Consider the following 19,868-nt stretch of genomic DNA (forward strand, 5'->3'; position numbering starts at 1 on the left):
TAGCGCAGGGGGCACTGCACTCATTGTGGGCATCCTGTGAGCGCCCGACCATCCTGGAAGCGAGCAATGCGTTGTGCTCGGGCCGCCACATCGTCTTCATGGGTCACCATCACCAGGGTGATGCCCTGGTGGTGGAGTTCATCAAACAGTTCCAGCACCTCGGCGGTGGTGCTGGAGTCCAGAGCCCCTGTGGGTTCGTCCGCCAGCAACAGACTGGGGCGGTTGATGATGGCCCGGGCGATGGCCACCCGTTGTTGCTGCCCTCCGGAGAGCTGATTGGGCTTGTTCTCCAAACGCTGCGCCAGACCAACGCGGCACAGGGCCGATTGGGCACGCTCGATCCGTTCCTCCCTGGGCACCCCCGCGTAGATCATCGGCAGCATCACGTTCTCCATGGCGCTGGCGTGGCCGAGCAGATGGAACTGCTGAAAGACAAACCCGAGCGAGCGGTTGCGAACGTCGGCTAAGGCATCGTCATCCAACTGTTCAACGGCCGTGCCATTGAGCCGGTAGGTCCCACTGGTGGGCCGGTCCAGGCAGCCAAGGATGTTCATCGCCGTGCTCTTGCCTGAGCCGCTGGCCCCCATCACCGCCAGGTAATCCCCCTCCTGAACGGTGAGATTCAGTTGATCAAGGGCTTTGACTTCGAGATCACCAGATCCGTAGATCTTGCTGATCCCCCTGAGCTCAGCAACCGGCTGCTGCACAGCCTCAGCCAAGACCCTTCAGGCTGGACAGGGCGATGGCTTGCTGAAGCAATGGCGTTCCTGCTACCGCTGTGTTGGCCCACTGGAACAGGGGATTGGAGAGGATCCCGCCAACGGCGGTGATCGCCACACATCCAATCAGGGCAACCCGAAGCGGCTGCATCCCCATCAACGACCAATTCACCTCGGGGTAGGCCTTGACCACATCGGAGGCCTCCTGGGGCTCCTTCACCACCATCATTTTGATGACGGAGATGTAGTAGTAGATCGACACCACGGAGGTGACCAGGCCAACCACCACCAGCAGGTATTCGTGGTTCGCCCAACCGGCAAAGAACAGATAGATCTTTCCGAAGAAACCCAGCATTGGCGGAATGCCACCCAGAGAAAGCAGGCAAAGACTGAGGCCGAGGGTGATCAGGGGATCCTTCTGGTAGAGCCCCGCGTAATCAGAAATTCGATCGCTTCCTGTGCGGATCGAGAAGAGGATGATGCAGGCGAAGGCCCCCAGGTTCATGAACAGGTAGGCCGCCATGTACAGAACCATGGCCGCGAAACCGTCCTCGGTGCCGCAGACCATGCCGATCATCACGAAGCCGGCCTGGCCGATCGAGCTGTAGGCCAGCATGCGCTTCATCGAGGTCTGGGCGAGGGCAACAACGTTGCCCAGGGTCATGCTCAACACCGCCAGAACGGTGAACAGCAATTTCCATTGATCGTCAAAGGCACCAAAGCAACCCACCAGGATGCGAAGGGCCAGGGCGAATCCGGCCGCTTTGGAACCCACGGAAAGGAATGCCACCACAGGGGTTGGTGAGCCTTCGTAGACGTCAGGCGTCCACTGGTGGAAGGGAACGGCTGCGATCTTGAATGCAACGGTGGCCAAGACGAACACCAGGGCCAAAGCAGCCAGAGGTGTGGTGCTGGTTTGCAGAGCCAGGCCGATGGTGTCGAGGCTGGTGCTGCCGCTCAGGCCGTACAGCAGGGAAGAGCCGTACAGGAAAACAGCAGCGGCCGCCGATCCCACGAGCAGATATTTGAGTGCTGCTTCCGAGCTGCGGGCATCCCGCTTCATGTAGCCCGACAGCAGATAGCTGGCGACGGAGAGCGTCTCCAGCGAGATGAACACACTCACCAGATCCGTTGCCCCGCAAAGGAGCATGGCGCCGAGGGTGGCGGCGAGGAGGATGGCGGCGTACTCGCCAACGGGTGTGCCGCTCTTCTCCGCGTAACGCCAGCTGATCAGCAGCGACAGAAGCGTCGACAAGGCAATCACAGCCCGGAACGCCACCGCCAGGTTGTCGGCGAGGAAGGCTCCAAGGAACGAGGGCTCCAGCGGTGCGTTCCACTGCAGGGCGAGTAGCACCAGGGAGGTGCCCAGACCCAGGTAGCAAATGGGCGGCACCCAACGTGCGGCGACCTTTTCGCCGGCTAGGTCCACCAAGAGGGTGGCGATCATCGCCAGAAGCACTGCAGCTTCGGGCAGTACGGCGGAGGCGTTGAGAGAGAGATTCAGCAGCTCACCAGGGGCAGCCGTGGCCTGGGTGGCGAGAAGGAAAGCACCCATGTCGGGCATGGCAGCCTGGAACCGTTGCGCTGGGGCGACTGTAGCGGCGCTTGACGCGCCGACGGTCATGCAGAGCGCTGCTCGGTGCGATAAAGAAGGGGAACGGTTTACCTGCCGCTAGTGGCGCACACCCTCGTCATCGTTGAGAGCCCCACGAAGGCCAAGACCATCCGTGGCTTCCTTCCCAAGGGATTCAAGGTCGAAGCCTCGATGGGGCATGTCCGCGACCTTCCTAACAACGCCAGCGAGATTCCGGCATCGGCCAAGGGGCAGAAATGGGCCAACCTCGGTGTGAACACCGACGCGGATTTCGAGCCGCTGTACGTGGTCCCGAAGGACAAGAAGAAGACGGTTCGCGAACTCAAGGACGCCCTCAAGGGTGCTGATCAGTTGCTGCTGGCGACGGACGAAGACCGGGAAGGCGAAAGCATCAGTTGGCACCTCCTCCAGCTGCTGGCGCCGAAGGTACCGGTGAAGCGCATGGTGTTTCACGAGATCACCAAGGAGGCCATCGGCAAGGCTCTGGATCAGACCCGCGACCTGGACATGGAGCTGGTCCATGCCCAGGAAACCCGGCGGATTTTGGATCGCCTTGTGGGGTACACCCTGTCCCCTCTCCTCTGGAAAAAGGTGGCCTGGGGACTCTCCGCCGGGCGGGTGCAGTCCGTTGCGGTTCGGCTCCTGGTTCAACGGGAACGGGCCCGTCGCGCCTTCCGCAGCGGCAGTTACTGGGACCTCAAGGCCCAGCTTGAGCAGTCGGGCAGTGCCTTTGAGGCCAAGCTGACCCATGTGGGTGGCCAGCGGATCGCCACCGGTAACGACTTCGACGAGAGCACCGGCGGGCTGAAGGCGGGCAGTGCCGTGCGGCTGCTCAGCGAGAGCGAGGCCAAGGCGTTGGCTGAATCCGTGCGAACCAGCGCCTGGACTGTGGATGCGGTGGAGGAGAAGCCCACCGTGCGCAAGCCGGTGCCTCCCTTCACCACCAGCACCCTTCAACAGGAGGCGAATCGCAAGCTGCGCCTTTCAGCCCGGGAAACCATGCGCTGTGCCCAGGGGCTCTACGAACGCGGTTTCATCACCTACATGCGGACCGACTCGGTTCACTTGTCGGATCAGGCGATCAACGCATCCCGCAACTGCGTGGAGAGCCTTTACGGCAAGGAGTATCTGAGCAAAGGGCCGCGGCAGTTCAGCACCAAAGCCCGCAATGCCCAGGAGGCCCATGAAGCGATTCGTCCATCCGGCGAAAGCTTCCGAACCCCCGGTGAAACCGGTCTGGATGGGCGAGATCTGGCGGTGTATGAGCTGATCTGGAAGCGCACCGTGGCCAGCCAGATGGCTGAAGCCAGGCTCACGATGCTCTCGGTGGATCTCAGCTCAGGCGAGGCCAGTTTCCGGGCCAGCGGCAAGCGCATCGACTTCCCCGGTTTCTTCCGCGCCTACGTGGAAGGCAGTGATGATCCCGATGCGGCCCTTGAGGGTCAGGAAGTGTTGCTGCCGGCGTTGAGCGTTGGCGATGCACCGGAGCCGAAGACCGTTGAGCCCCTTGGCCATCAGACCCAGCCGCCGGCACGGTTCAGCGAGGCATCGCTGGTGAAGATGCTGGAAAAGGAAGGCATCGGCCGGCCGTCGACCTACGCCTCGATCATTGGAACGATCGTGGATCGCGGCTACGCCACGCTGTTGGGCAACGCCCTGACCCCCAGCTTCACCGCCTTTGCTGTGACGGCGTTGCTCGAGGAGCATTTCCCTGAACTGGTGGACACCAGCTTCACCGCTCGAATGGAGAACACCCTCGATGAGATCTCCCACGGCAAGGTGCAGTGGTTGCCTTACCTGGAGGGCTTCTACAAGGGTGATGAGGGCCTGGAAAACCAGGTGCAGCAACGGGAAGGGGACATTGACCCCGGCGCATCCCGCACCATCGGTCTGGAGGGCTTGTCCTCCGTGGTTCGCATCGGCCGCTTCGGCGCCTACCTGGAGGCCAAACGGGTCAGCGACGACGGTGAGGAAGAGCTGATCAAGGCCACCTTGCCCCGGGAGATCACTCCGGCTGACCTGGATGAAGAGCAGGCCGAATTGATCCTCAAACAGAAGGCCGACGGCCCCGAAGCCATCGGTGAGGATCCGGAAACGGGGGATCTGGTCTACCTGCTCTTCGGTCAGTACGGCCCTTACGTGCAGCGGGGCCAGGTGAGTGATGAGAACCCCAAGCCCAAACGTGCGTCTCTGCCCAAGGGGCAGAAGCCGGAGGATCTCACCCTGGAGGATGCCCTCGGACTGCTCCGTTTGCCGCGTCTTCTCGGTGAACACCCCGATGGTGGGCGCATTCAGGCGGGGCTTGGCCGCTTTGGTCCTTACGTCGTCTGGGACAAGGGCAAGGGCGAGAAGGATTACCGATCGCTCAAGGGGGATGACGATGTTCTGGCGGTGGGGCTGAGCCGTGCCCTTGAGCTGCTGGCCATGCCCAAACGGGGTCGGGGTGGACGCACCGCCCTCAAGGACCTCGGTAAGCCGGAGGGCAGTGATGAAACGATTCAGGTCTATGACGGTCCTTACGGCCTGTACGTCAAACAGGGCAAGGTGAATGCCTCGCTGCCGGAAGGCAAGGGCGCTGACGATGTGACCCTTGAAGAAGCTGTGGAACTGCTTGCCGCCAAGGCAGCATCGAAGAAGGGCGGTCGTAAAACCGCCGCGAAAAAACCAGCCGCGAAAAAACCAGCGGCCAAGAAACCAGCGGCCAAGAAACCCCCCGCCACCACCAAAACCGGTCGGCTCAGGGCCAGTGCGGTGCGGGTGATCAAGCCGGCTGACAGCTGATGGCCCGTCTGCTTTGGCTGCTGCCTGTGGGGCTCCTGCAGGCCTGTGCCGGCACACCGGTCGCTGAACAGTTGGAACGCTCCTTCGCGGTACCTGAAGCCAGGCCGGCTCAGGCAGCTGCGCCCGCACCGGTTGTGAAGGCCAGCCCAACAGTTGTCAGCCCATCGGTTGCCAGCCCTACTGCTGCGACTCCCTCCACGCCGGCGGCCAAGGCTGTTTCCCTGCCTGAGGCAACGGATGCTCCTGATCCTGTTCCGCAGCCAAAACCACGGACGGTGTCATCCCAACGTCTGCCCCAAGCGCCCTACCGGATCACCATCCGTTTGGCCGGAGCCGACCCTGCCGCTCCTGCTGAAGCCGTCACCCGCGCCCTGCGTGAGGCGGATGTTGGCTTTGCGGTGGAACGGATTGAGCGGGTTGAACCATGACCGACGCGACCCCCCGGTTGGGCCGCCAGCAGGCTCTGAGGCTGGTTGAGGGGGCATATCTCGCGGCCGCGACTGGGCTGATCTGGTTGGCTCTGTACTACTTGCCGGTGGGTGGTGCGCTGTTCCGTCTGGCCCTTCCCTTGCCCCTGATCCTGCTGCAGTTGCGTCGTGGCAACCGTTCCGGTGCAGAGGGTCTGCTGCTCTCTGTGCTGCTGCTCACCGCCTTGATGGGTCCTTTGCGTGGACCGCTGCTGCTGTTTCCCTACGGACTTTTGTCGCTCTGGCTGGGCTGGAGCTGGTGCCGGGGGATCAGCTGGTGGCTGAGCTGGTCGGGGGGCGTTGTTCTTGGAACGGCAGGGTTTTTGGTGCGAGTTCTGGTGCTTTCGTTGCTCGTGGGAGAAAACCTCTGGGTCGTGATCACCCGGGCCGGTTCCGCTCTGCTCGAGCGCTTGATCGCGGTACTGCATCTGCCGATCACACCGGATCTCACCCAGGTGCAGTTGATGGCGTTGCTGTTGGTGGTGGTTCAGGAGGTCATCTATGTGCTGTCTCTTCACGCTTTGGCGTACTGGATCTTTCCCCGCCTGAAATCACCGATTCCGGAGCCCCCGAGGCTGCTGCATGGACTCATTGCCCTCGATCCCCTCTGAAGCCTCGCTGTTGCCTGAGGGCTGCCAGCAGCTGGGAGGTCTCGGTGCACGCAGGTTGGACGCAGCGGCACTTCGTCCCTGGACCTCCAACGATCAACCGCTGGATCTTTTGCTCGTTCTGGCGGCCACACAAACGGCTGAGCATGAAGGGATTTCAGCCGCTGGCTCCACCGTGGCTTCGCGGCGCTACACCGCCCTGGCTGATGCGGAGCTACTGATTCACGGGCCGGCGCGGCAGCGCCGTTGGCCTCTGCCGCCTCTGCCCGCTGGCGTCTCCCCCGCCCTGCTCAGCCATGTCGCGGCGCGACGCTTGACGTTGAGGCCGCAGGTGGCGGCCCTCGGCTTGGCTCAGAAACCCGATTTTCCTCACCTGCACATCGAGCCCCTGGACCAAGGCCCCTCGGCCTGCCTGTCCAGTGGTGCGGCGATGCCATTGCCGCGGGTGCAGCAGTTGTGGCGACAGGGAGAGCTGCTGGGGCGGGGGTTGCAACGCCCCTTGGTGGTGGCGGAGTGTGTTCCAGGGGGCACCACAACCGCTCAAGCGGTGTTAACGGCCCTCGGCGTGGAGGTTGCCCATCTGATCAGCGGTAGTGCTCTTCATCCGCCGCAGCAACTCAAGCAAGATCTCGTTGTCCGAGGGCTTCAGCGGGCTTCGCTTGGTGCGCATCCTTCGGCCGAGCAGATCCTGGCTGCTGTTGGTGACCCTTTTCAGGCCTTTACCGCAGGGGTGGTGGTGGGTGCGGTGTCCGCGGGACAACCGTTGTTGCTGGGGGGCGGTTGCCAGATGCTGGCTGTTCTGGCCTTGGCGATGCAGGCTTTGCCCGCCCGTCAGCGGGACCAGCTGGCGGCCCAGGTGCTGATCGGCACCACCGGTTGGCTCGCTGATGAGGGTGCGGATCTGGCAGGTCAGTCCCCCTTCGGCGGGCTGGTGGATGCCACTGCGAGCCACCTGGCCTCTGCCCTCACCGTTCTGGCCTGTGGCGTGCGTTTTCACAGCAGCACCCATCAACCCTTGCGTGACTACGAACGGGGCTATGTGAAAGAAGGGGTGGGGGCCGGCGCTCTTTTGCTGCTCGCCCAGTTGCGTGGATGCTCTTGTGCCGATCTGGTGCTGGATTGTGAGCACGCCCTAGAGCAGCTGCTCAGCCGCCCCGTAACGTCAAGCCCATGAACGTCTGGAGAGAGCGGTTGGGTCCCCTGCGCCGGCGCCAAGTGCTCCAGATGATCGGGGCGACGGGAACCGTGCTGCTGGCGGGCTGTCGTCCGGCGACATCCGCGCCAACCCTGATGGCTCCGGCTGGGGTTTTGCCGAAAGCGTGGGCTGATGCCTTGCCCAAGCCCTGGAGCCTGACGTTGGCTCCAGCCCAGCAGGACTGGAGGCCGGCGGATCAGGCGCGTGCCGATGTGTTGGTGATCGGTGATGGATGGCTTGATGCCCATCCAGCGGACACGCTCCAGCCCATTGCCTCTGAACCGCTCCTGAGCCAGTTGGATGGTCAGGCCAAGGCTCTGCTGGCCAGCCTCGGTGCTCTTCAGGATCGGGTGTTGCCGCTGGCTGTCAGCCCCTGGGTGATGCTGCTAAGGGATGACCCGGCCATGACCCAGGAGGGGTGGCCCCTGTTGCTGGATTCCGCCATGGCAGGGCGTGTAGTGCTTCCCGCCAGCCCCCGCTTGGTCATGAGCCTGGCGGACCATTTGGGAGGAGGCCAGGCTTTGTCTGCGCTGCGTCGCCAGGCTCTCACCTATGACGACCGTCAAGCCACCAACTGGTTGCTTAAGGGTGAGGCCAAGGTGGTGGTTCTTCCCCTGAGCCGCTGCATCGCTCTGTTGGGGCGTGATCCCCGTCTTCGGGCGATCCTGCCTGCCTCCGGCGCTCCCTTGCACTGGACTGTTCTGCTTAGGCCGGAGGCCAGTCGTGAACCGGTTCCCCAGCGCTGGGTCGAGCATGGATGGCGGGATCCCCTGCGTCGCCGCTTGGTGCAGCAGGGATGGCGGGCTCCGATTGCATCGCCAGGGCTGATGGTGGACCAGACCGCCCTATCGGCGCGTCTGCGGCCTCTGCTCTTTCCGTCCGCAGACACCTGGTCGCGCTGCTGGTCGCTGCCACCGCTGTTGCCCGAAGATCGGAGCGCCCTGGAAGAGCGCTGGCGTGATTCAGCTCCAGAGCCGCCGTCGCGGTGAAGCCTTCAAGCGTTGGTGGGTGTCCGCCAGCAAATCAGGAATGGGCAAGTGATGCGGGCAACGGGGAAGGCACTCCCCACAGCGTTCACAGGCGGAGGCGTCGTGCTCTTCCCACCAGTGGCCAGCACGGCCAATGAGGTTGTAGCGCTCCTGCGCAAATTCGGTAAGCCCATGGCCAATGGCCAGATTGCGCAGCCGCAAGAGTTCGGGGATAGGAACCTCGTTCGGACAGGGAAGGCAGGCCTGGCACTGCTTGCAATGCTCCTGGCCAAGCCGTTCCTGCTGCCGAAGCTCTGCCGTGACCAGAGCCTGTTGCTCGGCCTGGCTGAGGGGCCCATCCCCCTGCGCCAGGGTTGCGGCGAGTTGAAGATCCCCTGCAGCTGCGGCGCCAACGGTCAGGGTGCTGATGCCCTGTGCCAGCAGGAACCGGTAGGCCAGCTCGAGGGGGGCAAAGGGGGTGCAGTCCTCCACCAGTGTTGGGCTGGGGGCCTGGAGGCGACCACCTTTGTCGGCAGGGGAGATCGCCATCACACCGAGGCCGTGCGCCAGGGCCCAACGGGCCAGGGGCAGACGCTGGGGATCCAGCCAATGCAAGTGCAGGCTGCAGAACCTGAAGCGCTGGCTGCGCAGCGCCCGATCGATCAGCGGGTTGTTGCCATGGCTGCTGAAGCCCACCTGGCTGACGCGGCCACTGCTGACGGCCCAGTCCAGAAGCTTGGCTCCATCGCCCACCAGGGCCCAGTTCAGATGCTCCTCCCGGTTGAGGCCATGGATGGCGAGGTTGTCGAGCTGTGGACAGCCCAGCCGCTCCAGAATCTGATCAAGGCGGCGTTGTCCTTCCTCGAAGCTCAGCCCTGGCAGCAGTTTGCTGGTGATCACCCAGTGGTCAGAGTCTGTGCGGCTGTTCTGGCGAAGGGCCTCTCCCAGAAAACGTTCCGCAGGTCCGTAGGCCGGGGCGGTTTCCAGATGATTGATCCCAGCTGCTGCTGCCGCGTCAAGCACCTCGGCCATCTGGGCCGCCGAGTTCAGGGCACGCATCGTGCCGAGGGTGAACAGGCTGACGGGGCGGCCGCTGCCGAAGGCGCGGGTGTTCACTCCTCTGAGGGCGTCTCGCTGTCTTGGTTGCGCAGATGGCGCACCAAGGCCGCAGGGCTGAGGTCGTCGACGAAACGGCTGAAGGCACTTTGATCTTCCGCATCCGCCTCCGCATCCACCGGTATCGAGGCTTCCGCCACCACCTCTTCCAGCATCCAGATGCCGCTGCCCGTGCGGATCGCCAGCGCAATGGCGTCGCTGGGTCGGGCATCCACTTCAATCAGTTCCAGCACTTCGTTTTCAGCCAACTCGGCTTCGTCCAGATCGGGTCGCAGCTTCAACACTGCATGAAAGGTGCTGTCCTCAATCGCGTGGACGATCACGCGCTCCAGTTCGAGCCCCCCAGCCACCAACAGTGCTGCCATCAGGTCATGGCTGAGGGGGCGTGGTGGTGCCGCCCCCTGCAGTCCGGCCATGATGTTGTGGGCTTGCGCCTGATCGATCCAGATCGGCACCTGACGGCGGCCACTGGGATCCCGCAGCAGCACCATGGGTGTGCGGCTGGCGGCATCGAGGGCGATTCCGGCGACGCTCATTTCGACCATGTCGGCGGCGCAGCTCTATCCGATTATGGCCAGAGAGCCGCTGGGAGCGATGTTCACTGGGCTGGTGCAGTCAGTTGGAAGGATCGAGCGCCGTGCCGGGGCGGTGGTGGTTTGGGGCTGCGCTCCTTTTGCCCCGTTGGCCCTTGGCGACAGCGTGGCTGTGGATGGCGTTTGCCTCACGGCAGCAGAGCTGATCGCGGATGGTTTCCGCGCCGATGTGAGTGAGGAAACCCTGCGCCGCACCACGTTGGGACGCAAAGCGGACCGTGGTGGAGCGGTGAACCTCGAGCCAGCGCTTCGACTGAGCGACCGCCTTGGAGGTCATCTGGTGAGCGGTCATGTGGATGCGACTGGAGAAGTCACCTGCGTGGAGACCCTCCCCCACTCCTGGGCCCTGTCGCTCCGCTGGTCGGATCCCCGATTCGGCCGTTATGTCTGTGAGAAGGCCAGCATCGCGGTGGATGGGATCAGCCTCACGGTGGCTGACTGTTCAGCCGATGGAACGACATTCAGACTCGCCGTCATCCCCCACACCTGGGAGGCGACGACCCTGAAACACCTGGCTGTCGGGGACACCGTGAACCTGGAGGCCGATCAACTGGCCCGTTACGCCGAGCGGCTGCTGCATGCCGCCGCTGCCGATGACGGAAACACCGATGGCCAAGACAAGACCGAGAATCTTTCAGCCAGCTGGCTGGCGGCTCATGGCTGGTCTTGATCCATCTGCTGCAGAACGATCATTCCGGAGTCCCGCTGCAGCTCGATCTTGAACTCCTGGCCGGGTTCCAGGCCGAGCCGACGGGTGTAAGCGTGGCCGATCAGCAGGTTGCCGTTGCCATGCACACGGGTTCGGAATTCGGCCTGGCGACCTCGGCTTCCGCCTGAGGAACTGCTGCTGCTTTTCGGCAATTGCCATCCCTGAGCCGCCGCTTTGGCCTCCACCAGAGCCCGATAGAAACTCTTTTTCAGCAGTCGTCCGCTGGGGCCGACGTAGCCGCAGCCGCGGGCGATGTCATCTTCCGGCCGATTGCTGAGCGATCTGGCCTTGTCCAGCAGTTCCTTGCCGACCAGCATTTCAGGAATTAATTCAACTGAATTCTGGCCATGCTCGCCAATCAAGGCAAGGGATCAGAGCAGATAAAGGATCACGAAAAGAATCACCCAGATCCCATCAACAAAGTGCCAGTACAACTCCGCTGCTTCCAGGGGGAAGTGGTCGGCTGCAGTCACACGGCCCTGCGGCTGCCTCGCCTGCCACCAGACGATCAGGATCATCAGGGCGCCAAGGGTCACGTGGAGACCATGAAATCCCGTGGCGGCGAAGAAGGTGCTGGCGTAAAGGTTGTCGGTGAGACCGAAGGGGAGTGTGAAGTACTCCACCATCTGGCTCACCAGAAAGGCCATTCCGAGGCCTGCGGTGATCAGCAGCCAGCGTCGACAGCGGCTGTGGTCGTCCTGTCGGATTGCCTGGCCGGCCCGGTGGAAGGTGGCACTGCTCACCAGGAGCAGAACGGTGTTGAGGATGGGCAGGGGGAGCTCCAGTTCATAGATGGCTCCATCCGGTAGGGGATTGACCGCTTTGAAGGTGAGGTAGGCCGCAAAGAAGCCGGCGAAGGTCATGGCGTCCGCCACAAGAAATGTGGCCAGGCCGAACATGCGGTGATCGGGATGCTCCCCATGGCTGTGGTTCTGATCCTTCGTGGGAACTATGGTGGTCATTTGCCGCTGCTCCAGAGATCACGACCGCTGGTTGCGGTCAGGTCCAGCTCGTCCGGTGGGACGCCGTAGCCGTAGGGCTCTTCCACCAGAGGGGCCTCACCAATCCAGTTTTCGACCGGTGGCGGAGAACTGGTCAGCCATTCGGGCGTGAGTGCTTTCCAGGGGTTGTCGCCTGCGACAGGACCGCTGAGGGCGCTGTGGATCACATTCCAGAGGAAAGGCAGGGTGCTGATGGCCATCAGCAGGGCTCCGACGGAGCTGATCTGATTGATCAGGGTGAATTGGGGGTCGTATTCAGCAACGCGTCGCGGCATCCCATTGAGGCCCAGCCAGTGCTGGGGGCCGAAGCACAGGTTGAAGCCGATGAACGTGAGGGCACAGTGCAGGCGGCCGAGATCTTCATTGAGCATCCGGCCGGTGAACTTGGGATACCAGTGGTAGATCGAGGCGAAGATCACGAACACCGATCCACCGAAGACGATGTAGTGGAAGTGCGCGACGACGAAGTAGGTGTCGTGCACATGAATGTCGAACGGCACCTGCGCCAGGGCGACCCCTGTGATGCCTCCGAGCACGAAGTTCACGATGAAACCGCAGGAAAACAGCATGGCGCTGTTGAGGCTGATGCGGCCGCCCCAGAGTGTTGCCAACCAGTTGAAGAATTTGATGCCGGTGGGAACGGCGATGAATGCGGTTGCAATGGTGAAGAACAGGCGCATCCAGGGAGGTGTGCCGCTGGTGAACATGTGGTGCGCCCACACAATCAGGCCCAACACAACGATGGCCATGATCGAATACACCATCGTCACGTAGCCGAACAGCGGCTTGCGGGCATGAACCGGCAGGATTTCGCTCACCAAGCCGAAGGCCGGCAAGACCATGATGTAAACGGCTGGGTGCGAATAGAACCAGAACAGATGCTGGTAAACAACCACGTTTCCCCCAAGGGTGGGGTTGAAGAAGCCTGTATGGGCAACGATGTCGAAACTCAGCAACACCAACGTTCCCGCCAGAACCGGTGTTGAGAGAACCACAAGAATGCTGGTGCCCAGCATCGCCCAGCAATACATGGGGAGCTGCATTAGTTTCAAACCGGGGCGACGCAGTTTGAGAATGGTGGCGATGAAGTTGATGCCTCCGAAGATCGAACTTCCGCCCAGGAGCAGCACGCTCAAGATCCAGATGATTTGGCCCGTTGCTGGTGTGGTGATGCTCAGAGGTGGATAGGCCGTCCAGCCCGATTGCGCAGCCCCTGTGAGGAAATAGCTGGTGATCAGCATCAAACCGGCTGGAGGGATCAGCCAGAACGCCACGGCATTCAGGCGCGGGAAGGCCATGTCCCTTGCACCCACATAAAAGGGGATCAAATAGTTTCCAAAAGCACCATTCACCACGGGGACAATCCAGAGAAAGATCATCACCGTGCCGTGGAGCGTCAGCACCTGGTTGTAGACATCACGTGCCATGAAGTCGGACATGGGACTGGTGAGTTCGGTGCGAATGGCACCGGCTAGGGCCCCGCCAATCAGATAAAAAACAAAGCCGCAGACGAGGTACTGCAGCCCGATCACCTTGTGATCAACGCTGAAGCTGAAATACCGCAACCAGCCGCTGGGTTGAAGCCGTGGAGGGCTGGACGTTTCCGGGGGCAAGCTGATGGTCATCTCAGGCGTTCGCGATGGTGAGTGTTTCGTCTTCAGGTGCGGCTTTGGCGTTGTCCCTGTACCAGCTGTGCCAGTCCTCCGGGCTTTCCACTACAACGGTGGAGCGCATTCCACCGTGGTAGGGCCCACAGAGTTCGGCGCACACGATTGGATAACGGCCGGTGCGTGTGGGTGTGAAACTCAGCTGGGTTGGTTGGCCGGGAATGACGTCTTGCTTCAAGCGAAATTCAGGCACCCAGAAGGCATGAATCACATCTTTGGCTTCCATCCGCAGAGTGATCGGTCGATCGGCGGGCACATGAAGTTCACCTGACGTGATGTCTCCCTCTGGGTAATGAAAGAGGAAGGCAAATTGCATGGCTGTCACTTCAATGGGTAAAGCATTTGTTGCGGCGGCTGATTCAATCGAGCCTGAACTGATGCCTCCCCAGATCTGTTCGTCGTGGGCTTCGCCCATGTGGTCATGAGCCAGAGGCACCATGCCACCCATCCGGTCGTAAATGTCGTAGCTGTACAGACCAACAAACAGCACCACAACGGCAGGAACAGCTGTCCAGAAAATTTCAAGTGGCAGATTTCCTTCGATGGCAAGGCCGTCGCCGAGCTGGCCGCTGCGTCGCCGAAAGCGAATCAGGCTGAACACGAGAAGGCCAACGATTCCGATAAAAAGAATGCTGCCAATCGTGAATAGAACCTTAAAAAGCTCGTCGTAAATCGGCGCGTTGGCGCTCGCATCGATGGGGAGAAGGTTGATGTTCTGGCCGATCCATAGGCCGCCCAGAGCAAGGACCATCCCGATCACCAACGTGAGAATGGCGGATGGGATCTGCACCTGATCAATCCCAGGTTTTCAACAGCGTATGGGCCTGGCTGCGGTTCTCCATGAAGTGATTGTTAAGGCCTTATTTATGTCAGGAAAAGGGGATGATTTTTCCTCATTTGTGTTGCAGACGTCCACACAGCGTGACGTCATCTTCTGCATCGCTACGGTCCAAGCAATCCCTTATGGGTGCATCGGATGGAGCTTGTTCGATGATGCTTTCCTCAATGTCGACATTGCGTCGACGTCTTGGGTTGTTGTCGGCTCATCTAGTGGTTGCCGTGATCGCCTTGGTGGTGATCGGAGGGGCGACCCGGGTGATGGAGGCCGGCCTGGCCTGTCCGGACTGGCCCCTGTGCTTCGGCTCGTTTCTGCCGGGTCGCCAGATGAACGTGCAGGTGTTCTTGGAGTGGTTTCACCGCCTCGACGCCTTCGTTATTGGCATCGCCCTGGTGGTGATGGCTGTGACCACAACACTCCAGCGGCGGCAATTGCCGCGCTGGCTGCCCTGGCTGGCGGCAGCTCTGATGCTCCTCGTGGCCATGCAGGGAGCTTTGGGTGCTTTGACGGTGACCCAGCTGCTCCCCTCCGCTGTGGTGACAGCCCATCTCGGTCTTGCTCTCACGCTTGTGGCGCTCCTGAGTGGGTTGACGCAACGACTGCTGCATCCCGTTGCCGCAACCGCTCCGCTCTGGTGGCGCATCGCGGCACTGCTTGGTCTGTTGTCGGTCTTCGTGCAGTGTCTGCTCGGTGGTCGCATGGCCACCGCATGGGCAGGGCAGCGTTGCCTCGCTGGTGGCGATGCCTGTCATCTGGTGCTCTCCCATCGCGTCACGGCGATGCCGGTGGCTGTTGTTCTGCTCGCCTTCGCCGCGGCTGCACTCCTGGCGGGTGGTTGGGCTCGCCAGCAGTGGCCCTGGCTGGGCGGGGTGGTGCTCCTGGTGCTGGTTCAGGTGGCCCTTGGCGTTCTCACCCTCCGTCTTGGTTTGTCGCAACCGGGGGTGACCGTTGCGCATCAACTCGTGGCTGCCCTGCTGATCGCTCTGCTGGCGGCGCTTCTGGTTCGCTCTCCGAACCTCCCCTCACCGTCCCGTTCCGTCGTCCTCGACGACACCTCGTTGGAGGCCTGTCATGGCTGAAATCACCGCAACCATTCGTCCGACTCGTGAGGAGGTCGTTCCCTCCCGCAAGCGGGTGAAACTTCCGGCCTGGCTGGAAGTGGCCAAGCCCCGCCTGATCCCTTTGCTGCTGGCCACCACCCTGGGTGGAATGGCTCTCAGTGAAGGCTGGCCGCTCTCATCGCCTCGGCTCGTCTGCACCCTGGGGGGAGGGGCGCTTGCCTCCGCTGCTGCAGGGGTTCTGAACTGCTTGTGGGAGCAGGATCTCGATGGCCGGATGGCCCGCACCAGCGGTCGCGCACTCCCCTCCGGTCGGCTGTCGCCCACCAGTGCATTCATCGGCGCCATCGCCTGCACCCTCGCGGCGGCGATGCTTCTCGTAAGCGGTGTGAACTGTCTCGCTGCTGGGTTGTCCCTGCTCGGCCTCTGCAGTTACGTGCTGCTCTACACAGCCTTGCTCAAGCCGCGGACGTCCCAGAACATCGTCATCGGTGGTGTCGCTGGGGCCATTCCGCCCCTGGTTGGGGCGGCGGCCGCCACGGGCCATGTTGGCCTCGGGGGCTGGTGGCTGTTCGCTTTGGTGATGGTCTGGACGCCAGCCCATTTCTGGGCTTTGGCCCTGCTGTTGCGCGAGGACTATCGCGCTGTTGGGATCCCGATGCTGCCCGTGGTGAAGGGTCCTGTGGTGACGGCGCGGGCGATCAAGACCTACGGCTGGATCACCGTTCTGCTCAGCGGTTTGGGCGTGTTTGCTTTGCCTTCAGGTGGCGCCTTCTATGGCGTGATGCTGCTGCCCTACAACGGCCGATTGCTGCAGCTCGTCGATCGGCTGTCCCTGGATCCCGACAGTCTTGTGAATGCCAAGGCCCTGTTCCGTTGGTCGATCCTTTATCTGTTTGGTCTGTGCCTGCTTCTCATTCTCAGCCGGACGGATCTGGCCTCAGGCTTTGCTCACCAGGTGATGCAACTTCTCTCCCTGCCAACGGCGGTGCAATGAGCACTCTCTAGATGTTCTTTCTCAGCAGGTTGTTCAGTAGCCAATGAGGTGTGAGGTCGCTACCGGTTGAGGTGTCACCGCCCAACCGAAACCTCACGCCCCATGCATACACACGCCAATGCCCGCCTGACGCAGCGAGGCCGGCTGCGATTGGTTTCTCAACACCTGAACCACCACCGCTCCCTGGCTGAACTGGCCGCAGAAGCTGGTATCAGCCTCCGCTGTGCCTACAAGTGGCTGGCCCGTTACCGCTCAGGTGGGGCAGCCGCTCTGGTGGATCGACGCAGTGGTCGCCGCAGCCAGCGGCGGACGCTCGATCCACAGCAACTGCAACAGGCCGTGGAGTTCCGTCACCAACGCCTCCACCTCCGGCACATCGCCAGGCTGTTAGCCGCTCCCTTCTCCACCGTGGCCAGGGTGCTCAACCTCCTTGGTCTCGGGCGGTTGCGAAATCTCGAACCCAAACCTCCAGTGCAGCGCTACGAGCGGGAGCATCCCGGAGACCTGATCCATATCGACGTCAAAAAGCTCGCCCGCTTTCGCAAGGTCGGCCACCGAATCACCGGTAACCGGCGGCAGGGCCGCTCTGCCGGCGTCGGCTACGACCGTGTGCACGTTGCGATCGACGATGCCACCCGATTGGCCTACGTCGAGGTGCTCGCCGACGAGCAGCAGGCCACAGCGATCGGCTTCCTGAGCCGTGCTGTGGCCTGGTTCAACGGCCATGGCATGGAGTGCCGCCAAGTGATGTCGGACAACGGTCCCGCATACCTCTCACGCAGCTTTGCCAAGGCCTGCAAAGCCCTTGGCCTCAAGCACATCCGCACCAGGCCTTACACGCCCCGCACCAACGGCAAAGCCGAACGGTATGGCCTCCGGCCGACTGCGTCTACATCCAGACCCTCTGCAAGGAATGGGCCTATGCGATGGCCTTCCAGAACTCCCGGGAACGCGACAACTGGCTGCCGCGTTACCTCTCGATCTATAACCGGCTCAGGAAGCACTCAGCCCTCGGCGGTCGATCTCCTCAGCAGCGGCTCCATGAGCTGCTCTGCTGATCAACGTGGTGAGACACAACATCTAGATTCCCTGGATTGGCCGAGCAAGTCCCTGACGGTGCCTGATGGCGTTGATTGAACTGCGCAAGATCTCCAAGGCCTACGGCTCGGTACCGGCTCTGCGTGAGCTTGATCTCACCGTTCCTGAAGGATGCCTGTACGGGCTGCTTGGCCCGAACGGTGCCGGCAAAACAACGGCCATGCGCATTCTGGCCACCCTGCTCGCCCCCGACAGCGGCTCAGTGATTGTTGGGGGTGTTGACGGTTTGGTGCAGCCACGAGAAGTGCGCCAGCTCATGGGTTATGTGGCCCAGGAGGTGGCCATCGACAAGATCCTGAGTGGCCGGGAACTGCTGCAATTGCAAGGTGATCTTTACCACCTGCCGCGGAACGATCGCGACAGCCGCATCGCCGATTTGATTGACCGCCTCGCGATGGGCGATTGGATTGACCGCCGCTGCGGCACCTATTCCGGCGGCATGAGGCGGCGTCTGGATCTAGCCGCCGGTCTGTTGCACCGCCCCCGGTTGCTCGTGCTCGATGAACCCACCGTGGGACTGGATATCGAGAGCCGCAGTGCCATCTGGCAGCTGCTGCGTCAGTTGGTTGATGAGGGCACCACTGTTCTGTTGAGCAGTCACTACCTCGAAGAAGTGGAGGCTCTGGCGGATCAGTTGGCGATCATCGACGCCGGCCGTGTGATTGCCGAAGGCAGCCCTGATCAGCTCAAACAACGGCTTGGGGGTGATCGCGTGACTCTGCGAATCCGAGAGTTCAGCAATGCCGATGAGGCGTCCCAGGTCCGTGCCCTTCTCGACCCCTTGGATGGGGTGCGTCAGGTGGTGGTGAACCGCTCCCAGGGCTTTTCCCTCAACCTGGTGATTGAGGGAGGGGCCGTGATCGATCAGCTGCGTCAGACCCTCGAGGCTGCAGGTTTGCCTGTGTTTGCCCTGGCCCAGAGTCGTCCCAGCCTGGATGATGTCTACCTTCAGGCCACAGGACGCACCCTGATGGACGCTGAACTGGCCATCGCCGGCCAGCGCGACGTCAAACAGGAAAAGCGTCAATCCATGCGTTGAGTGCCAACGATGACCTCCCCAACTGCATCCGTTGCTCTCCAGCAGCAGCCACCCGGAGCCCTGTCAGAGCTCAGTCAGGAGACGTGGGCGCTCACCCGGCGCTTGTTCCTTCAGCTGATGCGTCGCCCTTCGACCTTGATCGCGGGGGTTCTGCAACCGCTGATCTGGTTGATTCTGTTCGGTGCACTGTTCGCCAATGCCCCCGAGGGGCTGTTGCCAGGGGGCATGAGCTACGGCCGTTTTCTTGGTGCTGGAGTGATTGTCTTCACAGCCTTCAGCGGTGCTTTGAATGCCGGCCTGCCGGTGATGTTTGATCGCGAATTCGGTTTCCTCAATCGGCTACTGGTGGCACCGCTGCGAAGCCGCAGTTCCATCGTGCTGGCGTCGGTGATCTACATCACGGCGTTGAGCCTGTTGCAGAGTCTGGCGATCATGGGCACGGCAGCAGTGCTCGGTTACGGATGGCCCGGCATCAGTGGCCTGGCCCTGGTGCTGGTGACGTTGCTGCTTCTGGTTTTCGCTGTGACGGCCCTCAGCCTCGGACTGGCCTTCGCTTTGCCGGGGCACATCGAGTTGATCGCTGTGATTTTTGTGGCCAACCTGCCGTTGCTGTTTGCCAGCACGGCCTTGGCCCCGTTGTCATTCATGCCGACCTGGCTGGGCTGGCTTGCGGCCTTGAATCCCCTTACCTTCGCGATAGAACCCATTCGAGCGGCTTACCAGGGTCCTCTGGACCTTTCGGCTGTTCTGCTGGAGGCCCCCTATGGGGATGTCACCGGCACCAGTTGCCTGCTGATCCTTCTGGTCCTCACCATCGGGCTGTTTCTTGCGATTCGCCCTCTGCTCAACCGCAAACTTTCCTGAATCCGTGCTCTCTTCTCCGTTCCAGCAGCCATCACCTCGACAGAACGCTCTGGCCCAACAGATCCAGGAGGCCCGAACCTCAGGTGATCTGGCCTTGCTCGCGGGTCTGATCAGTCAGTGGGTTCACCGTTACGGCTTTGACGGAGCAGCTGAGCTTGATCTGAGTTTGCCGGAACCTTCAGTTTCGAAGCATGGGTTCAGTTCCGTGCCGATGCCTGTCGCGGAGGAGGAGATTGCTCCTGAAGACGACGTTTTGGTTGAGAACGAGGTGGATGGTCAGGTTGAAATGGTTGCTGAGGACGAGGTGGTCGTTGAAGAAGAGCAGCAGATTGCGCCTGAAGATGACGTGTTGATTGAGAGCGAGGTGATGCAGAACGGGGTGGTCGCTGAAGAAGAACCGATCGTCGAAGAGGACGAGAGTGCAGTTGAAGAAAAGCCGCTTCAACGCAGCCTTGCGGCGGCACCTGTGCCTGCCCCGCCGATCAGCACGCCCCGTTCGCTGCGGCGTTGGCTTCCCCGCCGGGAGGATGACGCTTTCCCCAAGGCGTCCTGAACA

Annotated in this window: 20 protein-coding genes and 1 pseudogene; 13 read left to right on the top strand and 8 right to left on the bottom strand. The window is 62.1% G+C overall.

The window, feature by feature from the left end; all coding sequences use genetic code 11:
* Positions 1–20: 20 nt before the first annotated feature.
* The gene (locus SynA1544_RS03190) at positions 21–719 is read right to left on the bottom strand and encodes an ABC transporter ATP-binding protein (protein ID WP_186514810.1); all 699 of its coding nucleotides are present in this window, start codon (positions 717–719) and stop codon (positions 21–23) included.
* Complete coding sequence (locus tag SynA1544_RS03195) at positions 712–2,283, bottom strand: NAD(P)H-quinone oxidoreductase subunit N (RefSeq protein WP_186515424.1); 1,572 nt, start codon at positions 2,281–2,283, stop codon at positions 712–714. The genes SynA1544_RS03190 and SynA1544_RS03195 overlap by 8 nt, the downstream gene beginning before the upstream one ends.
* Before the next feature lie 111 nt (positions 2,284–2,394).
* Here SynA1544_RS03195 and topA point away from each other — a divergent pair, with 111 nt between their 5' ends.
* The 5 genes from topA to SynA1544_RS03220 are packed head-to-tail and all read left to right on the top strand — an operon-like array spanning position 2,395 to position 8,353.
* Positions 2,395–5,094, top strand: a complete 2,700-nt coding sequence (topA, locus tag SynA1544_RS03200) for a type I DNA topoisomerase (RefSeq protein WP_186514811.1) — start codon at positions 2,395–2,397, stop codon at positions 5,092–5,094.
* Positions 5,094–5,522: a hypothetical protein gene (locus SynA1544_RS03205; protein WP_115161513.1), complete on the top strand. Its 429-nt coding sequence runs from the start codon at positions 5,094–5,096 to the stop codon at positions 5,520–5,522. The genes topA and SynA1544_RS03205 overlap by 1 nt, the downstream gene beginning before the upstream one ends.
* Entirely contained in the window at positions 5,519–6,172 is a 654-nt protein-coding gene (locus SynA1544_RS03210) for a DUF2232 domain-containing protein (RefSeq protein WP_186514812.1), read from the top strand. The genes SynA1544_RS03205 and SynA1544_RS03210 overlap by 4 nt, the downstream gene beginning before the upstream one ends.
* Complete coding sequence (locus SynA1544_RS03215; RefSeq protein WP_186514813.1) at positions 6,144–7,343, top strand: nicotinate-nucleotide--dimethylbenzimidazole phosphoribosyltransferase; 1,200 nt, start codon at positions 6,144–6,146, stop codon at positions 7,341–7,343. The genes SynA1544_RS03210 and SynA1544_RS03215 overlap by 29 nt, the downstream gene beginning before the upstream one ends.
* The gene (locus SynA1544_RS03220; RefSeq protein ID WP_186514814.1) at positions 7,340–8,353 is read left to right on the top strand and encodes a substrate-binding domain-containing protein; all 1,014 of its coding nucleotides are present in this window, start codon (positions 7,340–7,342) and stop codon (positions 8,351–8,353) included. The genes SynA1544_RS03215 and SynA1544_RS03220 overlap by 4 nt, the downstream gene beginning before the upstream one ends.
* On the opposite strand, the gene SynA1544_RS03225 is transcribed toward SynA1544_RS03220, so the two are convergent.
* Complete coding sequence (locus SynA1544_RS03225; protein ID WP_186514815.1) at positions 8,327–9,448, bottom strand: aldo/keto reductase; 1,122 nt, start codon at positions 9,446–9,448, stop codon at positions 8,327–8,329. The two genes, SynA1544_RS03220 and SynA1544_RS03225, sit on opposite strands and share 27 nt — an antisense overlap.
* Complete coding sequence (locus tag SynA1544_RS03230; RefSeq protein WP_186514816.1) at positions 9,445–9,993, bottom strand: bifunctional nuclease family protein; 549 nt, start codon at positions 9,991–9,993, stop codon at positions 9,445–9,447. Before SynA1544_RS03230 ends, SynA1544_RS03225 begins: the two co-directional genes overlap by 4 nt.
* A gap of 49 nt (positions 9,994–10,042) precedes the next feature.
* On the opposite strand from SynA1544_RS03230, the gene SynA1544_RS03235 reads away from it, so the two are divergent.
* On the top strand, positions 10,043–10,711 hold the full coding sequence (locus SynA1544_RS03235) for a riboflavin synthase (RefSeq protein WP_186515425.1): 669 nt from the start codon (positions 10,043–10,045) through the stop codon (positions 10,709–10,711).
* Here SynA1544_RS03235 and SynA1544_RS03240 read toward each other — a convergent pair.
* From SynA1544_RS03240 to SynA1544_RS03255, 4 genes are read right to left on the bottom strand one after another with little or no spacing between them, the layout of a single operon-like run.
* Complete coding sequence (locus tag SynA1544_RS03240; RefSeq protein ID WP_011363609.1) at positions 10,696–11,067, bottom strand: AbrB-like transcriptional regulator; 372 nt, start codon at positions 11,065–11,067, stop codon at positions 10,696–10,698. The two genes, SynA1544_RS03235 and SynA1544_RS03240, sit on opposite strands and share 16 nt — an antisense overlap.
* A 54-nt stretch (positions 11,068–11,121) precedes the next feature.
* Positions 11,122–11,712, bottom strand: coding sequence for a cytochrome c oxidase subunit 3 (locus SynA1544_RS03245; RefSeq protein ID WP_186514817.1), 591 nt, complete (start codon positions 11,710–11,712; stop codon positions 11,122–11,124).
* The gene (gene ctaD / locus SynA1544_RS03250; protein WP_186514818.1) at positions 11,709–13,376 is read right to left on the bottom strand and encodes a cytochrome c oxidase subunit I; all 1,668 of its coding nucleotides are present in this window, start codon (positions 13,374–13,376) and stop codon (positions 11,709–11,711) included. The genes SynA1544_RS03245 and ctaD overlap by 4 nt, the downstream gene beginning before the upstream one ends.
* Before the next feature lies 1 nt (position 13,377).
* Positions 13,378–14,208, bottom strand: coding sequence for a cytochrome c oxidase subunit II (locus tag SynA1544_RS03255; RefSeq protein WP_186514819.1), 831 nt, complete (start codon positions 14,206–14,208; stop codon positions 13,378–13,380).
* Positions 14,209–14,408: 200 nt separating this feature from the next.
* Between SynA1544_RS03255 and SynA1544_RS03260 the strand changes: the two genes are divergently transcribed.
* The 7 genes and pseudogenes from SynA1544_RS03260 (at position 14,409) to SynA1544_RS03285 (ending at position 19,865) form a co-directional block, all read left to right on the top strand.
* On the top strand, positions 14,409–15,335 hold the full coding sequence (locus SynA1544_RS03260; protein WP_186514820.1) for a heme A synthase: 927 nt from the start codon (positions 14,409–14,411) through the stop codon (positions 15,333–15,335).
* The gene (locus tag SynA1544_RS03265; protein WP_186514821.1) at positions 15,328–16,311 is read left to right on the top strand and encodes a heme o synthase; all 984 of its coding nucleotides are present in this window, start codon (positions 15,328–15,330) and stop codon (positions 16,309–16,311) included. Before SynA1544_RS03260 ends, SynA1544_RS03265 begins: the two co-directional genes overlap by 8 nt.
* Before the next feature lie 102 nt (positions 16,312–16,413).
* Positions 16,414–17,121, top strand: a pseudogene (locus SynA1544_RS03270) (leucine zipper domain-containing protein); the annotation flags it as partial.
* A gap of 116 nt (positions 17,122–17,237) precedes the next feature.
* The gene (locus SynA1544_RS14625; protein ID WP_255477774.1) at positions 17,238–17,369 is read left to right on the top strand and encodes a hypothetical protein; all 132 of its coding nucleotides are present in this window, start codon (positions 17,238–17,240) and stop codon (positions 17,367–17,369) included.
* Positions 17,370–17,434: 65 nt separating this feature from the next.
* A complete protein-coding gene (locus SynA1544_RS03275; protein ID WP_186514822.1) occupies positions 17,435–18,448 on the top strand; it encodes an ATP-binding cassette domain-containing protein in 1,014 nt (337 codons plus the stop codon).
* A gap of 9 nt (positions 18,449–18,457) precedes the next feature.
* Positions 18,458–19,312 (top strand): ABC transporter permease, encoded by an 855-nt coding sequence (locus tag SynA1544_RS03280; protein ID WP_186514823.1) that lies wholly within the window; start codon positions 18,458–18,460, stop codon positions 19,310–19,312.
* A gap of 4 nt (positions 19,313–19,316) precedes the next feature.
* The gene (locus tag SynA1544_RS03285; RefSeq protein ID WP_186514824.1) at positions 19,317–19,865 is read left to right on the top strand and encodes a hypothetical protein; all 549 of its coding nucleotides are present in this window, start codon (positions 19,317–19,319) and stop codon (positions 19,863–19,865) included.
* The last annotated feature ends 3 nt before the right edge of the window (positions 19,866–19,868 follow it).

Source organism: Synechococcus sp. A15-44, assembly GCF_014280115.1.
Classification (GTDB): domain Bacteria; phylum Cyanobacteriota; class Cyanobacteriia; order PCC-6307; family Cyanobiaceae; genus Parasynechococcus.